Source organism: Pseudolactococcus plantarum (genome assembly GCF_002441715.1).
Taxonomy (GTDB): Bacteria; Bacillota; Bacilli; order Lactobacillales; family Streptococcaceae; genus Pseudolactococcus; species Pseudolactococcus plantarum.
Genome location: NZ_JXJX01000001.1, coordinates 182717 through 199509, shown reverse-complemented (window position 1 = coordinate 199509; position 16793 = coordinate 182717). Strand labels below are relative to the sequence as shown.

Sequence of the window (16793 nt, the reverse complement as noted above, 5' to 3'; positions counted from 1 at the left end):
GAAGATTGAAAAGCAGTAAAAGTCTGAAGGTTTCCCAATCAGACTGATATCTACTTTTATGCTTCAGGAGTTACAACAGCACCACCGTTAGCTTCAATAGCAGCTTTTGCAGAAGCAGAAACTTTTGCTACATCAACTTTAAGGTTTTTAACTGTAAGTTCACCGTTACCAAGAACTTTAACACCAGATTTAACATCTTTGATGATTTTAGCAGCAACCAAAGTTTCAGCAGAAACAGTAGCGCCATCTTCAAGACGGTTTAATGTGTCAAGGTTTACGATTGCGTAGTCTTTGCGGTTAACATTTAAGAAACCACGTTTAGGCATACGACGGAATAAAGGTGTTTGTCCACCTTCAAAACCTAAACGAACGCCGCCGCCTGAACGAGCTTTTTGACCTTTTTGACCACGACCAGATGTTTTACCATTACCAGACGAAGTACCACGACCAACACGATTGCGAACTTTACGGCTACCTTCAGCAGCTTTTAATTCATTTAATTTCATTTATATTCTCCTATTATGGGACCATAAAAGGTATCCCTAACTAAACGCCAAGACACTTTCGCGGGAAAACGCGGAAGTGTCTGGCTCGCTTATGTATTATATTTAGTAAACCAACTCGTTGAAAAGATTAAGTAAGCTTAAACTTTTTCAACAGTTACCAAATGAGCGATTTTGTTAATCATGCCATTGATAGCAGCTGATTCTTCTTTAATGACTGAGCTTGACAATTTGCCAAGGCCAAGCGCTTTAACTGTTGCGCGTTGTGCAGGCAAGCGGCCAATTGGAGACTTAGTCAAAGTAATTTTAATTTGAGCCATGATATCCTCCTTACGCTAAGTCTGCTACAGAAATGCCACGTAATGCAGCAACTTCTTCAGCACGTTTCAATTGTTTCAAACCATCTACTGTTGCGCGAACAACATTGATTGGTGTATTTGAACCAAGTGATTTAGATGTAACATCAGCTACACCAGCAAGTTCGAGGACGGCACGTACAGCACCACCAGCTGCGACTCCAGCCCCTTCAACAGCAGGTTTGATCAAGATCTTACCGCCGCCAAATTCTCCAAGAACTTCATGTGGTACAGTAGTACCAACCATTGGTACTGTAATCAAGTTTTTCTTAGCTGATTCGATAGCTTTACGGATTGCTTCTGGTACTTCTTGAGCTTTACCAGTACCAAATCCTACGCGACCATTACGATCACCAACTACAACAAGTGCTGCAAAACGCAAACGACGTCCGCCTTTTACAACTTTAGTAACACGGTTGATACCAACTACGCGTTCTTCGAATTCTTTTACTTCTTCGTTTCTAGCCATTTTAGTGTCTACCCCTTTCCTTAGAATTTAAGTCCATTTTCACGTGCAGCCTCAGCGAGCGCTTGCACACGTCCATGGTAAAGGTATCCACCACGGTCGAAGATAACCTCAGTAACACCAGCAGCTACTGCTGCTTTTGCTACTGCTGCACCAACTGCTTTAGATTGCTCAGTTTTAGTACCGTTTTCTTTCAACGATGAGGCACTTGCGAGCGTTACACCTGCTATGTCATCAATTACTTGTGCATAGATGTTTGTATTAGAACGAAAAACATTCAAACGTGGGCGCTCTGCAGTACCAGAGATTTTACCGCGTACGCGACGATGGCGTTTTTGACGCGTTTTATTTTTATCTGGTTTAGAAATCACAATATTTACCTCTTAATTTTTTCTAGTTCCTCTTAGTAGCTATCAAGAATCTTTGCGACTCCAAATTCTCTCCAAAAGGGTTATGTTAAGTTTGTTTTTCAAAATAATCAAATTAACTTATCTGATTACAATGACTAGTATCATCTATAAATCTGATCCATAGCAACCAATTCAGGATGCTATTAAATCTAAACTTAAGATTATTTACCAGTTTTACCTTCTTTACGTCGTACAAATTCACCAACGTAGCGAATACCTTTACCTTTATAAGGTTCTGGTGGGCGTAGACCACGGATGTAGGCTGCAACTTCACCAACGACTTCTTTATTAGAACCAAGTACGTTGATTTGTGTGTTAGATGGCACTTCAAAAGTAACGCCATCAGGTGCAACAACCTCATCTGGATGTGATTTACCTACTGAAAGTGTTAATTTGTTTCCAGCAAGTTGTGCACGGTAACCAACACCGCGCATTTCAAGTTCTTTTTTGAACCCTTCAGACACACCTACAACCATATTGTTTAAGTTAGCACGTGTCGTACCATGAATCGTCTTCATTTCTTTTGAATCGTTTGGACGATGCAAAGTAATTTCAGAACCTTCAACTTTAATTTCAATATTTTTTGAAAAAGCGCGTGTAAGTTCACCTTTAGGGCCTTTTACTGTCGCTGTATTGCCGTCAAGTTTAACCTCAACGCCAGCAGGGATAGTAATTATTTTATTACCAATACGTGACATTTTTGTCTCCTGTTAGATTATCAATTCGTTTAAAAACGAACTGTTTTCACGGGTTTCAGTAGTAGACTACCGAATTTCCTTTTTAGTTAAAATGGGTTAAGCAAGGCTTAACTTAATTTTACCAAACGTATGCGAGGACTTCTCCACCAATATTTTTAGCGCGAGCTGATTTATCAGTGACAACACCTTCAGATGTAGAAATCACAGCAGTACCTAATCCGTTAAGAACTTTTGGTACTTCCCCAGATTTAACGTAAACACGTAAACCTGGTTTAGAGATACGTTTCAAGTTAGTGATAACTTTCTCGCCATCTTTACCGTATTTAAGGAAAACACGGATGATTCCTTGTTTATCATCTTCGATGAATTCAACGTCTTTAACGTATCCTTCAGCTTTAAGGATGTTTGCGATATCGCGTTTAATTTTTGATGCAGGTGCTTCAACCACGTCGAATTTACGCATGTTAGCGTTACGAATACGTGTAAGGAAATCTGCGATCGGATCTGTCATTACCATTTTTTATTTTCTCCTATTATGAATAGTTTGATGAGTATCTCATCACTTACTCATTAACGACTCCACTAACTGATGCTAGTAGATTTATAATATTACATCAAAGGTCTGCCCAAGCCATGCAAGGGCACTTCCGTTGCAAGAAAAGCAACGTATTTTTGGCATTAGCTGCAAGGCAATGGAGGCGACGCAATCTTAGGATTGTGAGCCGTACATTAACGCAGCAGATATCGCCAAAAAATTACCAAGACGCTTTTTTAACACCAGGGATTTGCCCTTTATATGCCAATTCACGGAAGCAAATACGGCAAAGTTGGAATTTACGGTAGACTGAGTGTGGACGTCCACATTTTTCACAACGTGTGTACGCTTGCGTAGTGAACTTAGCAGGACGCTTGTTCTTTGCAATCATTGATTTTTTAGCCAAAATATTTACCTCCTATATTATTTAGCGAAAGGCATGCCAAGTTTAGCAAGCAATTCACGTGATTCTTCGTCAGTGTTAGCAGTTGTTACGATAACAACATCCAAACCACGGACTTTATCTACGTTATCATACGTAATTTCTGGGAAGATTAACTGTTCTTTCACACCTAGCGTGTAGTTCCCGCGGCCATCAAACGCTTTGTTTGAGACACCATGGAAGTCACGGACACGTGGAAGAGAGACAGATACCAATTTATCAAGAAATTCGTACATACGTTCGCCACGAAGTGTTACTTTAGCTCCGATTGCAACGCCTTCACGTAAACGGAAACCAGCGATTGATTTCTTAGCTTTAGTGATCAATGGTTTTTGACCAGAGATCAAAGCTAATTCTGCAACTGCTTTATCAAGGTTTTTAGAGTTGTTTACTGCATCACCAACACCCATGTTAAGTACGATTTTATCAACTTTTGGCACAGCCATAATAGATGTGTAGTTGAATTTTTCAGTCAACGCTGGGATTACGTCGTTAGTGTATTTTTCTTTCAAACGATTAGTCATTATATTCTCCTTTCCGTGTCTATTAATCTAGGATTTCGCCAGATTTTTTGTTGTAACGCACTTTTTTGTCGCCTTCAACTTTGTAACCAACACGGCCAGCTACACCATTTTTATCAAGTACTTGTACGTTTGATACATGGATAGGCGCTTCGATTTCAAGAATCGCACCGTTTGGATTTTCGTTGTTTGGTTTTTGGTGTTTTTTAATAATATTTGCACCTTCAACAACAACTTTGTTAGCTTTTGGTAAAGCTTTAATTACTTTACCTGTTACACCGCGGCTTTTACCAGCGATGACTTTTACAGTATCACCTGTTTTTACAAACATTTGAATTTTCTCCTATTTTCTTACGTCGCAAGCGACACCCTCTAAAAAGAGGGGACTGTGTTTGTCTTTAAATTAAAGTACTTCTGGTGCCAATGAAACGATTTTCATGAAGTTTCCTTCACGTAATTCGCGAGCTACTGGGCCAAAAATACGTGTTCCACGAGGTGTTTTGTCATCTTTAATGATAACAGCAGCATTTTCGTCAAACTTGATATATGAACCGTCAGTACGACGAGCGCCTGATTTAGTACGCACGATTACCGCTTTGACAACTTCACCTTTTTTAACAACTCCGCCAGGAGCTGCAGATTTTACAGATGCAACAATAACATCACCGATACCAGCAAATTTACGACCAGAGCCACCTAGGACTTTGATTGCAAGAATTTCTTTGGCACCGCTGTTATCAGCAACTTTCAAACGAGATTCTGATTGAATCACAGCAAATTCCTCCTTTTAGATTGTTAGATAATGACTGCTTCTTCAACGATTTCAACAAGACGGAAACGTTTGTCTTTTGATAAAGGACGAGTTTCCATCACGCGAACGATGTCACCAGTTTTAGCTGAGTTGTTTTCGTCGTGAGCTTTCAATTTTTTCGAGTAGTTAATACGTTTACCATAGACAGGGTGGTTACGTTTTGTTTCGATGACAACTGTGATGGTTTTATCCATTTTGTCAGAAACCACGCGGCCTTGATAAACTTTACGTTGATTACGTTCCATTTTAAAGGTTTCTCCCTATCTATTATTTCGCTTCGCGTTGAACTGTTTTCACGCGAGCAATTGTTTTCTTAACTTCGTTTAGACGAGCTGTGTTCTCAAGCTGACCAGCAGCCGCTTGGAAACGCAAATCGAACAATTCTTTTTTCAAACCTTGTTCGCGTGTTGCGAGTTCTTCAGCTGAAAGACCACGAAGTTCTGTCAAAAGTGATTTTACTTCATTAAGCTTCATTTGTTTCCTCCTCAGCACGTTTTACAAACTTAGTTTTAACAGGAAGTTTATGTGATGCAAGACGCAATGCTTCGCGAGCGACTTCTTCAGAAACGCCAGCGATTTCGAACATTACTTTACCACGTTTTACTGGAGATACCCAACCTTCAGGTGCCCCTTTACCAGAACCCATACGAACTCCGATAGCTTTTGCAGTATATGATTTGTGAGGGAAAATTTTAATCCAAACTTTACCACCACGTTTCATGTAACGTGTCATCGCAATACGAGCTGCCTCGATTTGACGGTTTGTAATCCAGTGAGATGTTGTTGCTTGGAGACCAAATTCGCCAAACGCGACTTCTTTACCGCCTTTAGCTTCCCCACGCATTTTACCACGGAATTCGCGGCGGTGTTTCACACGTTTAGGTACTAACATTATTTGTCTCCTTTCACTGATTTTTTAGTTGGTAAGATTTCACCACGATAAATCCAAACTTTAACGCCTAATTTACCATAAGTTGTATCTGCTTCTTCCCAAGCGTAGTCGATATCAGCACGAAGTGTGTGCAATGGCACAGTTCCTTCTGAATATCCTTCAGCACGGGCGATATCAGCACCGTTTAAACGACCTGATACTTGAGTTTTGATACCTTTAGCACCAGCACGCATTGTACGTTGGATCGCTTGTTTTTGAGCACGACGGAAAGCCACACGTTGCTCAAGTTGACGCGCGATACCTTCACCTACAAGGTGAGCATCAAGGTCAGGTTTTTTAATTTCAACGATATTGATATGAACTTGTTTACCAGTAATCGCGTTTAGTTCTGCACGAAGTGCATCAACACTAGCGCCTGATTTACCAATAACCATACCTGGTTTAGCTGTGTGTAAAGTAACGATTACTTTATTTACAGCACGTTCAGTTTCAATAGTAGAAACTGATGCATCAGCAAGCTTAGATTGAATAAGTTTACGGATTGCAAGGTCCTCATGGAGGTAACTTGCGTATTCTTTTTCAGCATACCATTTTGCGTCCCAGTCACGAATAATACCGACACGCATTCCAATAGGATGTACTTTTTGACCCACGATTTTACCTCCTTATTTTTCTGTCACAACCACAGTGATGTGGCTTGTGCGTTTGTTAATTGGTGAAGCAGAACCTTTCGCACGTGGGCGAAAACGTTTCATTGTTGGACCTTCATTGATGAAAGCTTCTGAAACAAATAGGTTTGCTTTTTCAAGACCAAAGTTGTTTTCAGCATTTGCGATTGCAGAGTTTAAAACATTTTCAATCTCATTTGCTGCTTTAGTTGGTGTAAATTTAAGTGTTGCGATAGCATCTGCAACGTTTTTCCCACGAATCAAGTCGATTACAAGACGTGATTTACGAGGTGAAACGCGGACTGTACGAGCAGTAGCTTTAGCTGAAGTAATTTCTGCCATTTTTTTCCTCCTCTATAAATTAACGACGTGTTTTTTTATCGTCTGCTGCGTGGCCACGGTATGTACGTGTTGGTGCGAATTCGCCCAATTTGTGTCCTACCATGTCTTCTTGGATATAAACTGGTACGTGTTTACGACCATCATAAACTGCAATCGTGTAACCGATGAAGTTAGGGAAAATCGTAGAACGACGTGACCAAGTTTTAATTACTGTTTTCTTTTCGTTGCCTTCTTGAGCAACAACCTTTTTCATCAAATGATCATCGACGAAAGGCCCTTTTTTAAGACTGCGTCCCATGTGTTATGGTTTCTCCTTTAATGTGTGTTGAGTTTTGTGCTCTTTGCGTTTAGGCATTATCAATAACTCCTAAACTCAGAACAGTCACCTCAACAGCTTGTTTGACCACTACCGGTGCTAAGCCGGAGCTGGCGGATAATTATTTTTGGTTTTTACGACGAACAATAAGTTTGTTTGATTTCGCTTTTTTGTTACGTGTTTTAAGACCAAGTGCTGGTTTACCCCAAGGTGTAGATGGAGATTTACGACCAACTGGTTGTTTACCTTCACCACCACCGTGTGGGTGATCGTTCGGGTTCATTACTGATCCACGAACTGTTGGACGGATACCCTTCCAACGGTTACGACCAGCTTTACCGATGTTAACAAGGCTATGTTCACCGTTACCAACAACACCGATTGACGCGCGAGCAGTTGATAAAATCATACGTACTTCGCCAGATTGTAAACGAACAAGTGTGTATTTACCTTCTTGACCAAGTACTTGTGCAGAAGCACCAGCTGAACGAACTAATTGTCCACCTTTACCAGGTTTCAATTCGATGTTATGGATTAATGTACCTACTGGAATGTTTGCAAGTGGCAAAGCATTACCAGTTTTGATATCTGCTGTAGGACCAGACACGATTGTTTGACCAACTACAAGTCCTTTTGGTGCAAGGATGTATGTTTTAATACCATCAGCATAAACAACTAATGCAATATTAGCTGAACGGTTTGGATCGTACTCGATAGTTGCAACTTTCGCAACAACATCATCGTGGTTACGTTTGAAGTCAATCACACGGTAATGACGTTTGTGTCCACCACCTTGGTGACGAACTGTGATACGACCATTGTTATTACGGCCTGCTTTGCTTTTAAGTGATACCAACAATGATTTCTCAGGTTTGTTAGTCGTAATTTCAGCAAAATCAAGGCTTGTCATATTACGGCGACCGTTTGTCGTCGGTTTGTATACTTTAATACCCACTGATTACTCCTTTCTTATTCCCCGAAAATTTCAATGTTTTTAGAATCAGCAGTCAGGGTTACGATAGCTTTCTTCACTTTGTTTGTGTAACCTGTGTATTTACCTACGCGTTTAGCTTTAGGTTTAACATTCACAGTGTTTACTGAAGCAACTTTTACACCTTCAAACGCAGCTTCAACAGCTTGTTTGATTAAAAGTTTGTGGGCGCGCCCATCAACTTCGAAGGTATATTTCTTTTCATCCATTGCAAGCATAGAGCTTTCAGTGATGATTGGTTTTTTGATTACGTCGTACAATGACATTATGCAAGAACCTCCTCTATTTGAGATAGAGCTGCTTGTGTCACCAAAATTTTATCGTTATTTACGATATCAAGTACTGATGCTGAGTTAGCAGTTGTGACTTGAACATTTGGAATGTTACGCGCAGACAATTCAGCGAATTTATTTCCTTCGTTTTCGAAGATTACAAGAACTTTACGTTCGATCGCAAGTGCTTCAAGAACTTTTACAAATTCTGCAGTTTTTGGTGCGTCAAAGTTGAGCGCATCAACTGCCACAAGTTTGTTTTCAACAACTTTTTCAGAGTAAACTGATTTCAATGCAAGTTGACGAACTTTTTGTGGTAATTTATAACCGTATGAACGTGGTGTTGGTCCAAAGACTACCCCACCGCCACGCCATTGTGGTGAGCGGATAGATCCTTGACGTGCACGACCAGTTCCTTTTTGACGCCATGGTTTTCTACCACCACCGCGTACTGCTGAACGGTTTTTAACTGCGTGAGTACCTTGACGAAGGCTAGCACGTTGGCTAAGGATAACATCAAAGACTACAGATTCATTTGGTTCAATACCAAATACTGCATCGTTTAATGTGATATCGCCGGCTTTTGTTCCGTCTTGTTTAAACAATGATACGTTTGTCATTTTTAACTTATCTCCTTCCCTTATTATTTAGCTTTAACAGCTGATTTAATTGTGATAAGTGATTTTTTAGCGCCCGGGATGTTACCTTTAACAAGGATGACATTTTTTTCTGGGACAACTTGTACAACAACTAAATTTTGAACTGTTACGCGGTTGCCACCCATGCGACCTGCAAGGTGTTTATTTTTAAATACACGGTTAGGTGCAACAGGACCCATTGACCCTGGACGACGGTGGTAACGAGACCCGTGAGACATTGGTCCACGAGATTGTCCGTAACGTTTGATAACGCCTTGGAAACCTTTACCTTTAGTCGTACCAGTGACGTCAACAACATCTCCAGCTTCAAATTGTTCTACTGTCAATTCAGCGCCCACTTCTAAGCCTTCAATATTCTTGAATTCACGAATGAAGCGCTTAGGAGCAGTGTTTGCTTTTGCAACATGGCCTTTGGCAGGTTTGTTACTCAAAACTTCACGTTTGTCATCAAAACCAACTTGAACAGCTTCGTAGCCGTCTGTTGCGACTGTTTTGACTTGAAGTACAACGTTAGCTGCAGCTTCAACGACAGTTACTGGGATTAATTCTCCAGTTTCGGTGAAAATTTGGGTCATTCCCACTTTTTTCCCTAAGATTCCTTTTGTCATTAGAGTTCCTTTCTTATAGTTTGATTTCGATGTTTACACCACTTGGTAAATCGAGTTTCATCAAGCCATCAACAGTTTTTTGTGTTGGGTTAATGATGTCGATCAAGCGTTTGTGTGTACGCATTTCGAATTGTTCGCGTGAATCTTTGTATTTATGAGTCGCACGGATGATAGTGTAAACTGAACGGTCAGTCGGTAGTGGGATTGGACCTGCTACAGATGCGTCAGTACGTTTCGCAGTTTCTACGATTTTTTCAGCCGCTTGATCAAGGATACCATGTTCGTATGCTTTCAAACGAATGCGGATTTTTTTGTTTGCCATTATTTCTCCTCTCGTCTATTTCTTAGAATAGGCTAGCTCCACGGGAAAACTAATACATGATGCGTGGCAACGCATCCGGGTGTATCACAACCTCTCGCTTCATCGCTACATACTACGCTTTACGCAGTACTTTCCTATCATACCAAAATATTGACAGTTGTGCAAGTCTTTTCACATTTATTATTTTTTATGTTATAATGACCCTATATTATATAGGAGGTTTTTAATGTTAAACGAATTTAAAGCATTTATTTTAAGAGGGAATGTGCTTGACTTGGCAGTCGGTGTGATTATCGGTGGTGCCTTCACAGCAATCGTTAAATCTTTGGTTGATAACCTAATCAACCCACTAATTGGTATCTTTGTCCAAAATGGTGCGCTTGCTAAACTTACTTTCAAATTAGGTAACGCCACTTTTGCTTATGGTAGTTTTCTAAACGATGTATTAAACTTTTTAATTACAGCATTTATTGTTTTCATTTTAGTTAAATCAGTTAACAAACTTTTTGTCTCAACTAAAAAAGCTGATGAAGAGGTTGTTCAAGAAGATCCATTGGATATCCAAAACAAAACTTTACTTGAAATTCGTGATTTGTTAAAACAAAAATAAATCGTACTTATTATAGTAAACAAAAAACTTGTTTAGTTGACTAAACAAGTTTTTTTATTTTCGATTAATTATTCATTAAAGATCTTTAGTATCTTTATCAAACTCTAAATATGTTTCCACTGCTGATTGCATATCTGCACAAGCCACAACTGTTTCATGTAAGACTGGTGCACCAAATAAATCTGACACAGCTTTAGGTAATGTGACTTTAGATAAGTCTGCTAATTTCTCAACCAACTCGAAATCATCTTCTTGACCTGTCAGCTCAGTTAAACTACCAACCACTGCTTTGGGAAATTTATAGGGACTAGCAGTTGACGCAATTACGGTAGGTGTTTTATCATCACCAGTAGCTGCAACATACTTTTGATAAACTGCACTCGCTACGGCTGTATGTGGATCTTCAACATAATGGTCTTTTTCATATGCTGATAATATCCGCTCCGAAATTTCTGTTTCATCAGCAAAATCAGCATAAAAACCATCTAGTTGGGCCAACATATCTGGGGTAATCTCATACTCACCAGTCGTTTGCAAATCTTGCATTAATTTTGCTGTCTTCACATCATCGTCATTTGTTAAATGAAAAATTAATCGCTCTAGATTTGACGATACAAGAATATCCATGGATGGGGAGCTTGTCACAAAGAACTCACGATTTTTATCATAGGTACCCGTGTGGAAGAAATCAGTTAATACATTATTTTCATTCGAGGCACAGATTAGCTTGCTAATTGGTAAGCCAATTTGTTTGGCATAATAAGCTGCTAAAATATTACCAAAATTCCCTGTAGGGACTGATACATTTATTTTGTCGCCACTTTTAATCACCTGTTTTTTTACGAGTTGCGCATACGCATATATATAGTAAGTAATTTGCGGGACTAAGCGTCCGATATTCATAGAGTTTGCACTTGAAAATTGTTTGTGGTGTGCAAACATCTCCTCACGTAGCGATGTGTCATTGAACATTGCTTTTACGTTTGTTTGTGCTTCATCAAAGTTACCATCAATAGCGATAACCTTGACATTGTCACCGACTTGCGTCGTCATTTGTCTCTCTTGAATTTTAGAGACACCATCTTTTGGATAAAACACAATGATTTTAGTACCTGGTACATTAGCAAACCCTGCCATAGCAGCTTTTCCTGTATCACCAGAAGTGGCCGTTAAAATAACGATTTCACGATCCACACCATGCTTTTTAGCTGCAGTTGTCATTAAGTATGGCAAAATTGACAAAGCCATATCTTTAAAAGCGATGGTATTCCCGTGAAACAGCTCTAAATTATACTGACCATCTAATGCCACTACTGGTGCTATCGCAGCATCATCAAATTTTTCATCGTAAGCTTGTTCAACACAGTAGGCAATCTCTTCTTTAGTATAGTCATCTAAAAAAGCTGACAATACGCGTGTTGCAACTTCTTGATAGGTCGCATTTTTTAGCGTACCAAAATCAAGGGCTACACTTGGTATTTGACTAGGTACATAGAGTCCCCCATCAGTAGCTAAACCTTGAAGAATAGCTTGACTAGCCGTTACTTGATTATTTTTATCACGCGTAGATTGGTAGATTAAAGTCATTTTGCACCTCATGTTTGATTTGTCGTTTAACTCATTGTAGCATAGCTGTCAGAATATTTCAAAAAAGCCTTCATAATAAATGAAGGTTTTTTTGGTGAATTTTTACTATATAAATTAGCTATCTAATTCATCAATTTGTTGCATCTCAAGCTCAACCGGTGTTTCACGACCAAACATGTCTACGATAACTTTTAGTTTATCGCCTTGTATTTCAGTAATAGGCCCTTCAAAACCAGAAAAGGCACCGTCTATAATTTTGACACGTTTGCCAACATAGACATCAAAAGTAATTTCTCTAACCACTTTGCCCATACCTTGAAGAATTTCTTGAATTTCTTCTTCAAATAACGGTGTTGGTTTAGATCGGTTACCATGGGAGCCCACAAAGCCGGTTACATTAGGTGTGTTACGCACGACAAACCAAGCTTCATCAGTCATGTTCATCTCAACTAATACATAACCAGGAAATAGATTTTCTTCAACTTCTTTGCGTTTACCATTAACTTCTTTATCCACGGTTTCTGTCGGGATTTCAATACGCAAAATATTATCAGTCATATTGTAGGTTTGCGCACGCTCAAGTAAGTTTTCTTTAACTTTGTTTTCATAACCAGAATAAGTTTGGATAACAAACCAACCTTGATCGAAATTCACAGTCTGTTCTTGAGCTGCTTTTTCCTCAATATTTTCTTCAAATGCTTCTGACATCTCTTCTCCTTTAATGTATACAGTTTTAATTTTTTGTACTTTAGTTAGCAATTTTATGTGACTTATACTGCATTATTTTAGTATAAGAAAAAGGCTTATCGCCTGTTTCCATTATTATAACATATTATTTGACCATTGGTACTAACATTTTAACGATTTGTGTGACACCACTTTTAACCAACCAGTCAAAGATGACGATGAACACCATAAAGAAAGCAGAATACTGAAGTACCATACCAAAATCTTTAAATGCTTCTGAGCGTGTAGGCCACGTCACTAGACGCATTTCAGCAATAATCGAATTGATAAATTTAAACATTATCTCGTCTCCTTGTGCAGGCTATATTTTCCACAAACCTTGCAGAATTTATTAACTTCAAGACGTTTATCACGTCCGTTAGAACTAACAGTAATCGAATAGTTCCTCGATCCACAGACCGTACAAGCTAGGCTTGCTTTTTTTATCATGGCTACTCCTTTAGGCAATTCAGCGACACGGTTGTAAAGAAAAGCAAACAACACCTTACTTTTAAATGGCTGATACTAACGTATCAAACCACTCCTTACATACCGCTTACAATAGTTACGATGTATCATATGTCACTGACTAGTTTTAGTACTTTATGCCATACGTTATCTCCGTTATCTCTAATTTATAATTTTAACAAAAATTGAGGCACTAGTCAAATAATGATTTGACTCTATCCCAAACACTGCCACCTACTTCTTTAACTCTCTTGCTTGCTTTGTCACTAAAATCTTTAGCTTTATCAGTAATTACTTTCGTTTTGTTTTTAGCTTCTTCCACGACATCATTGACCGCTGGATCATTTGACGGAACAGCTGTAGCCTCCATACCATCTAAACTGTAAGCATTCTTTTCTTTAAATTGCGTATTATCTGTGTAGGGCAGAATCGAGCTCGACATGGTCCTAAATATTGCAGATGCTGTACCAGCTGAGGTGTCGTCTAAACGGTGTAAGTCACTTTGGGGATTTTCATATCCTAACCATAGTGTCATGACGACATCTGGTGTATACCCAATCACCCATTGGTCAATATCCTCATTAGTACCTGTTTTACCTGCAAGTGTGTAGCCATAAGGGGCTGCATAAATACCTGTCCCATTTGTATAGGTGCCAAGCATCATACTTGTCATTTTTTGAGCTGTGTTACTATCAATCACACGTTTTGATTTCACTTTAGCTGTCGCGATTGTTTGTCCACTTGCATTCACAATTTTTTTGATTAAATGTGCATCATTCATGATACCATCATTTGCAAACGTAGCATAAGCTTGGGCCATTTGCCAAGGATTGGTCCCAACACCTGCACCTAGAGCAGTGGTTAAATTTTCATTTTTGCTCGTCAAATTCAATCCAAATTGCTTACCTTTTTCGATGCCAGTTTTAATCCCGATTGACTTAAATGTATTAATAGCTGGGATATTATAAGAATTGGCCAGCGCTTGATACAATGGCATATCGCCATGCCACTGTCGATCTGCATTAAGCGGGGACCATCCGTTATAATCTGTAGGTTTATCATGGACTGTTTTATTAATTGACCAACCTGCTTCAATCGCTGGTGTATAAACAATTAACGGTTTAATAGTTGAGCCTGGACTACGCTCAGATTGTGTTGCAAAGTTAAAGCCCCTAAAACTATTATGTTCCGCTGTTGGCACGCGACCGATCAAGGCCTCAACCTCTCCTGTTTTCGGATCTAGTGCAACAGAGGCAGACTGCGCACTCACACCATCTGCTGCAACTGGAAACTGAGGACTAGTAGCATAAGTTGTCTGCATACCTGTTTGCATATTTTGATTTAAACCGGTATAGATTTTGTAACCGTTATTTAAAATATCTTGTTCTGTCAGGCCATAGGTATTAATGGCTTCTTGAATGACCGCATCAAAATAACTTGGATAGGTATAGTCATCATCCTTACCAACATAAGCATCATTTAGATTACTAGTAATGCCTACCTGCATCGCAGCATTAGCAACATCTTGCGTGATCACCTTTGTATTTGCCATGTTCTGTAGCACAGTATTTCTGCGATCTTTAGCAAATTGACCATTTTTATAAAGAGGATTATAGACTTCTGGCCACTTCAAGATACCGACCAACGTCGCCGCTTCTTCTACAGATAAATCTTTAGCAGATTTACCATAATACTTAAGACTAGCATCCTGTATCCCCCAAATACCATTCCCAAAATACGAGTTATTTAAGTACATGGTCATGATATCTTTTTTCTCATATTTTTTATTGATTTCAAGTGCTAAAAATAGTTCTTTAGCTTTTCGATCAACTGTTTGCTTTTGTGTGAGATAGGCATTTTTCGCCAATTGCTGTGTGATAGTAGAACCACCACCAAATCTACCTAAGGTCAAAACTGCTAATATGGTACGTTTTATATTAATCCCACTATTTTTATAGAACGTTCTATCTTCTGTCGCAATAACTGCTTGTTTGACATTATCAGAGATATCATCGAACTTAACTGTCGTCCCTTTTTGACCATACATAGCACCTGCTGACTTACCATCTTTATCGATAATTTCAGTACGTGCTTCCATTGATTGTTTCAGCGTTTTGACATCTGCTGTTTTAGCCAAAAACAACAAGTAACTTGCTGTTGCTAGCACAACAAAAAGAACCAAGGCAATCGTAATTTTGGTTAAGTTATACTTCTTCCAAATCCTTTTGATGGGTGCTGGAATGATTTGTCGTTTCTTAGCTTTTATTTTTCTATCTAATCCCGGATCACTATTTTTTTCTGATCTACTGAGACTTGATTTTTTTTCTTCATTTTCTATCATAATCTTATTTTAGCATATTTTAGTAACTCTACCTTAAAACGAGGTCTTTGCAGCAATCACGCAAATCAAATTAGTTTACAATCAACACATCTTCGCTTATAATTGACTAGTCAACTATTGATAAATCAAAAGAAAGAGGTATTATTTGACTATCAGACAGCTCAGTAAACTGTTTTACCAAATCAAGTTGGTTAACCAAGAAACCACGACAAAGTTTGAAAGACAAACAGGCATTAGCATCACACGCTATGAACTGATGATGTTTTTAAAAGCGCATGGTAGATGTTCCCAAACAACATTACAAAATCAGTTACACATAGATAGCGCAGCAGTCACCAGACATTTAAAAGTACTCGAGAGTAAACACTATGTCACGCGCGAGAGAAATAAAGACAACAACCGCGAGGTATTTGTTAGTTTAACGGCGGATGCAGATAAAGCAATCACAGACTGTGAAGCCAACTGCGAGATGCCTCCCCAACAAGCAAGTTTACCCTTAACACATGACGAAGTAGAGACACTACTTCACTTGTTAGGTAAACTAGTTAAATGAAAGTAGAGAAAATAATGACACATCAATTAATCAACAATGACTTTTCAGATATTACTTTTGGCAGAAAATCAATTCGTGCTTATGATGAAACAGTAAAAATTTCGCATGAAGAAATGTTAGCCATGATTCAAGAAGCTACTACTGCACCCTCTTCAGTCAACTTTCAGCCATGGCGATTTGTGGTCGTTGAAAGTGCTGAGCAAAAAGAGCTATTAAAGCCCTTAGTTAAATTTAATGCCTTACAAAATGATACATCGGCAGCAATGGTCTTATGCTTTGGTGATCTAGCCTGCTACGAATTAGGTGAAACCATATATGATATAGCAGTATCAGAGGGTAAAATGCCACAAGACGTGAGAGATCGACAACTTGCTTCAATCGTGCCGATGTACCAGTCTTTAAGCACAGCACAAATGAATGATATCGTCAAAATTGATACCAGTTTGGCAGCGATGCAATTCATGTTAGTCGCTAGAGCTCACGGTTATGACACTAACCCTATCGGTGGTTTTGATAGTGATAAGCTAGCAGAGACATTTGGATTAGATCAAAATCGCTATGTCCCTGTTATGATCATCTCTATCGGCAAAGCAGCAGAAGCTGGTTATCAATCTGTGCGCTTGCCAGCAGAAACGATTACTGAATTTAAATAACTAAACATAACGCATCTTTTGCTGTCGCAAAAAAGCTAGCATT

29 protein-coding genes are annotated in these 16793 nt (G+C 39.0%); 3 read left to right on the top strand and 26 right to left on the bottom strand.

Features of this window, described 5'->3' with window-relative positions; genetic code table 11:
• Nucleotides 1–56 precede the first annotated feature (56 nt).
• From rplO to rpsJ, 21 genes are all read right to left on the bottom strand, one after another.
• Nucleotides 57–506, bottom strand: coding sequence for a 50S ribosomal protein L15 (gene rplO, locus RU87_RS01065; RefSeq protein WP_068159477.1), 450 nt, complete (start codon nucleotides 504–506; stop codon nucleotides 57–59).
• A gap of 137 nt (nucleotides 507–643) precedes the next feature.
• Entirely contained in the window at nucleotides 644–823 is a 180-nt protein-coding gene (gene rpmD, locus RU87_RS01060; RefSeq protein ID WP_068159480.1) for a 50S ribosomal protein L30, read from the bottom strand.
• A 10-nt stretch (nucleotides 824–833) separates the two neighbouring features.
• Nucleotides 834–1328 carry a 30S ribosomal protein S5 gene (gene rpsE, locus RU87_RS01055; RefSeq protein WP_068159482.1) on the bottom strand — a complete coding sequence of 165 codons (495 nt, stop codon included), beginning with the start codon at nucleotides 1326–1328 and terminating at the stop codon, nucleotides 834–836.
• Nucleotides 1329–1348: 20 nt separating this feature from the next.
• The gene (gene rplR / locus RU87_RS01050; RefSeq protein WP_068159485.1) at nucleotides 1349–1696 is read right to left on the bottom strand and encodes a 50S ribosomal protein L18; all 348 of its coding nucleotides are present in this window, start codon (nucleotides 1694–1696) and stop codon (nucleotides 1349–1351) included.
• Between the two features lie 200 nt (nucleotides 1697–1896).
• Nucleotides 1897–2433: a 50S ribosomal protein L6 gene (gene rplF, locus RU87_RS01045; RefSeq protein ID WP_068159488.1), complete on the bottom strand. Its 537-nt coding sequence runs from the start codon at nucleotides 2431–2433 to the stop codon at nucleotides 1897–1899.
• Between the two features lie 118 nt (nucleotides 2434–2551).
• Nucleotides 2552–2950 (bottom strand): 30S ribosomal protein S8, encoded by a 399-nt coding sequence (gene rpsH / locus RU87_RS01040; RefSeq protein ID WP_047914738.1) that lies wholly within the window; start codon nucleotides 2948–2950, stop codon nucleotides 2552–2554.
• Nucleotides 2951–3188: 238 nt separating this feature from the next.
• On the bottom strand, nucleotides 3189–3374 hold the full coding sequence (locus RU87_RS01035) for a type Z 30S ribosomal protein S14 (protein ID WP_031366996.1): 186 nt from the start codon (nucleotides 3372–3374) through the stop codon (nucleotides 3189–3191).
• Between the two features lie 17 nt (nucleotides 3375–3391).
• Entirely contained in the window at nucleotides 3392–3934 is a 543-nt protein-coding gene (rplE, locus tag RU87_RS01030; RefSeq protein WP_068159491.1) for a 50S ribosomal protein L5, read from the bottom strand.
• Between the two features lie 22 nt (nucleotides 3935–3956).
• Entirely contained in the window at nucleotides 3957–4262 is a 306-nt protein-coding gene (rplX, locus tag RU87_RS01025) for a 50S ribosomal protein L24 (RefSeq protein WP_068159492.1), read from the bottom strand.
• A gap of 72 nt (nucleotides 4263–4334) precedes the next feature.
• On the bottom strand, nucleotides 4335–4703 hold the full coding sequence (rplN, locus tag RU87_RS01020) for a 50S ribosomal protein L14 (protein WP_003138089.1): 369 nt from the start codon (nucleotides 4701–4703) through the stop codon (nucleotides 4335–4337).
• A 23-nt stretch (nucleotides 4704–4726) separates the two neighbouring features.
• Nucleotides 4727–4987, bottom strand: a complete 261-nt coding sequence (gene rpsQ / locus RU87_RS01015; protein WP_003138090.1) for a 30S ribosomal protein S17 — start codon at nucleotides 4985–4987, stop codon at nucleotides 4727–4729.
• A gap of 22 nt (nucleotides 4988–5009) precedes the next feature.
• Entirely contained in the window at nucleotides 5010–5216 is a 207-nt protein-coding gene (rpmC, locus tag RU87_RS01010) for a 50S ribosomal protein L29 (protein WP_068159496.1), read from the bottom strand.
• Nucleotides 5206–5634: a 50S ribosomal protein L16 gene (gene rplP / locus RU87_RS01005; RefSeq protein ID WP_003138092.1), complete on the bottom strand. Its 429-nt coding sequence runs from the start codon at nucleotides 5632–5634 to the stop codon at nucleotides 5206–5208. Before rplP ends, rpmC begins: the two co-directional genes overlap by 11 nt.
• Nucleotides 5634–6287, bottom strand: coding sequence for a 30S ribosomal protein S3 (gene rpsC, locus RU87_RS01000; protein ID WP_068159498.1), 654 nt, complete (start codon nucleotides 6285–6287; stop codon nucleotides 5634–5636). Before rpsC ends, rplP begins: the two co-directional genes overlap by 1 nt.
• 12 nt (nucleotides 6288–6299) lie before the next feature.
• The gene (gene rplV / locus RU87_RS00995) at nucleotides 6300–6644 is read right to left on the bottom strand and encodes a 50S ribosomal protein L22 (RefSeq protein ID WP_068159503.1); all 345 of its coding nucleotides are present in this window, start codon (nucleotides 6642–6644) and stop codon (nucleotides 6300–6302) included.
• A 19-nt stretch (nucleotides 6645–6663) separates the two neighbouring features.
• Nucleotides 6664–6942, bottom strand: coding sequence for a 30S ribosomal protein S19 (gene rpsS, locus RU87_RS00990; RefSeq protein WP_003138095.1), 279 nt, complete (start codon nucleotides 6940–6942; stop codon nucleotides 6664–6666).
• Between the two features lie 139 nt (nucleotides 6943–7081).
• Nucleotides 7082–7915 carry a 50S ribosomal protein L2 gene (gene rplB / locus RU87_RS00985; protein WP_068159506.1) on the bottom strand — a complete coding sequence of 278 codons (834 nt, stop codon included), beginning with the start codon at nucleotides 7913–7915 and terminating at the stop codon, nucleotides 7082–7084.
• Between the two features lie 14 nt (nucleotides 7916–7929).
• Nucleotides 7930–8217, bottom strand: a complete 288-nt coding sequence (locus tag RU87_RS00980) for a 50S ribosomal protein L23 (RefSeq protein ID WP_003138097.1) — start codon at nucleotides 8215–8217, stop codon at nucleotides 7930–7932.
• Nucleotides 8217–8843, bottom strand: coding sequence for a 50S ribosomal protein L4 (gene rplD, locus RU87_RS00975; protein WP_068159509.1), 627 nt, complete (start codon nucleotides 8841–8843; stop codon nucleotides 8217–8219). Before rplD ends, RU87_RS00980 begins: the two co-directional genes overlap by 1 nt.
• Nucleotides 8844–8866: 23 nt before the next feature.
• Complete coding sequence (rplC, locus tag RU87_RS00970; protein WP_068159512.1) at nucleotides 8867–9490, bottom strand: 50S ribosomal protein L3; 624 nt, start codon at nucleotides 9488–9490, stop codon at nucleotides 8867–8869.
• A 13-nt stretch (nucleotides 9491–9503) separates the two neighbouring features.
• Nucleotides 9504–9812 carry a 30S ribosomal protein S10 gene (gene rpsJ / locus RU87_RS00965; protein ID WP_003138102.1) on the bottom strand — a complete coding sequence of 103 codons (309 nt, stop codon included), beginning with the start codon at nucleotides 9810–9812 and terminating at the stop codon, nucleotides 9504–9506.
• Between the two features lie 226 nt (nucleotides 9813–10038).
• Between rpsJ and mscL the strand changes: the two genes are divergently transcribed.
• Nucleotides 10039–10422: a large-conductance mechanosensitive channel protein MscL gene (mscL, locus tag RU87_RS00960; protein WP_068159517.1), complete on the top strand. Its 384-nt coding sequence runs from the start codon at nucleotides 10039–10041 to the stop codon at nucleotides 10420–10422.
• A 75-nt stretch (nucleotides 10423–10497) separates the two neighbouring features.
• Here the strand turns inward: mscL and thrC are convergent, their stop codons facing one another.
• The 5 genes from thrC to RU87_RS00935 form a co-directional block, all read right to left on the bottom strand.
• Entirely contained in the window at nucleotides 10498–12009 is a 1512-nt protein-coding gene (gene thrC, locus RU87_RS00955) for a threonine synthase (protein ID WP_068159519.1), read from the bottom strand.
• A 114-nt stretch (nucleotides 12010–12123) separates the two neighbouring features.
• On the bottom strand, nucleotides 12124–12717 hold the full coding sequence (gene nusG / locus RU87_RS00950) for a transcription termination/antitermination protein NusG (RefSeq protein ID WP_068159522.1): 594 nt from the start codon (nucleotides 12715–12717) through the stop codon (nucleotides 12124–12126).
• Between the two features lie 124 nt (nucleotides 12718–12841).
• Nucleotides 12842–13036: a preprotein translocase subunit SecE gene (gene secE, locus RU87_RS00945; protein ID WP_068159524.1), complete on the bottom strand. Its 195-nt coding sequence runs from the start codon at nucleotides 13034–13036 to the stop codon at nucleotides 12842–12844.
• The gene (rpmG, locus tag RU87_RS00940; protein WP_068159525.1) at nucleotides 13036–13185 is read right to left on the bottom strand and encodes a 50S ribosomal protein L33; all 150 of its coding nucleotides are present in this window, start codon (nucleotides 13183–13185) and stop codon (nucleotides 13036–13038) included. Before rpmG ends, secE begins: the two co-directional genes overlap by 1 nt.
• Before the next feature lie 211 nt (nucleotides 13186–13396).
• The gene (locus RU87_RS00935) at nucleotides 13397–15544 is read right to left on the bottom strand and encodes a transglycosylase domain-containing protein (protein WP_068159528.1); all 2148 of its coding nucleotides are present in this window, start codon (nucleotides 15542–15544) and stop codon (nucleotides 13397–13399) included.
• A 145-nt stretch (nucleotides 15545–15689) separates the two neighbouring features.
• Here RU87_RS00935 and RU87_RS00930 point away from each other — a divergent pair, with 145 nt between their 5' ends.
• Together RU87_RS00930 and RU87_RS00925 are read left to right on the top strand one after the other, a co-directional pair.
• On the top strand, nucleotides 15690–16097 hold the full coding sequence (locus RU87_RS00930) for a MarR family winged helix-turn-helix transcriptional regulator (RefSeq protein WP_068159532.1): 408 nt from the start codon (nucleotides 15690–15692) through the stop codon (nucleotides 16095–16097).
• Nucleotides 16094–16750 carry a nitroreductase family protein gene (locus RU87_RS00925; protein WP_425268471.1) on the top strand — a complete coding sequence of 219 codons (657 nt, stop codon included), beginning with the start codon at nucleotides 16094–16096 and terminating at the stop codon, nucleotides 16748–16750. The genes RU87_RS00930 and RU87_RS00925 overlap by 4 nt, the downstream gene beginning before the upstream one ends.
• Nucleotides 16751–16793: the final 43 nt, after the last annotated feature.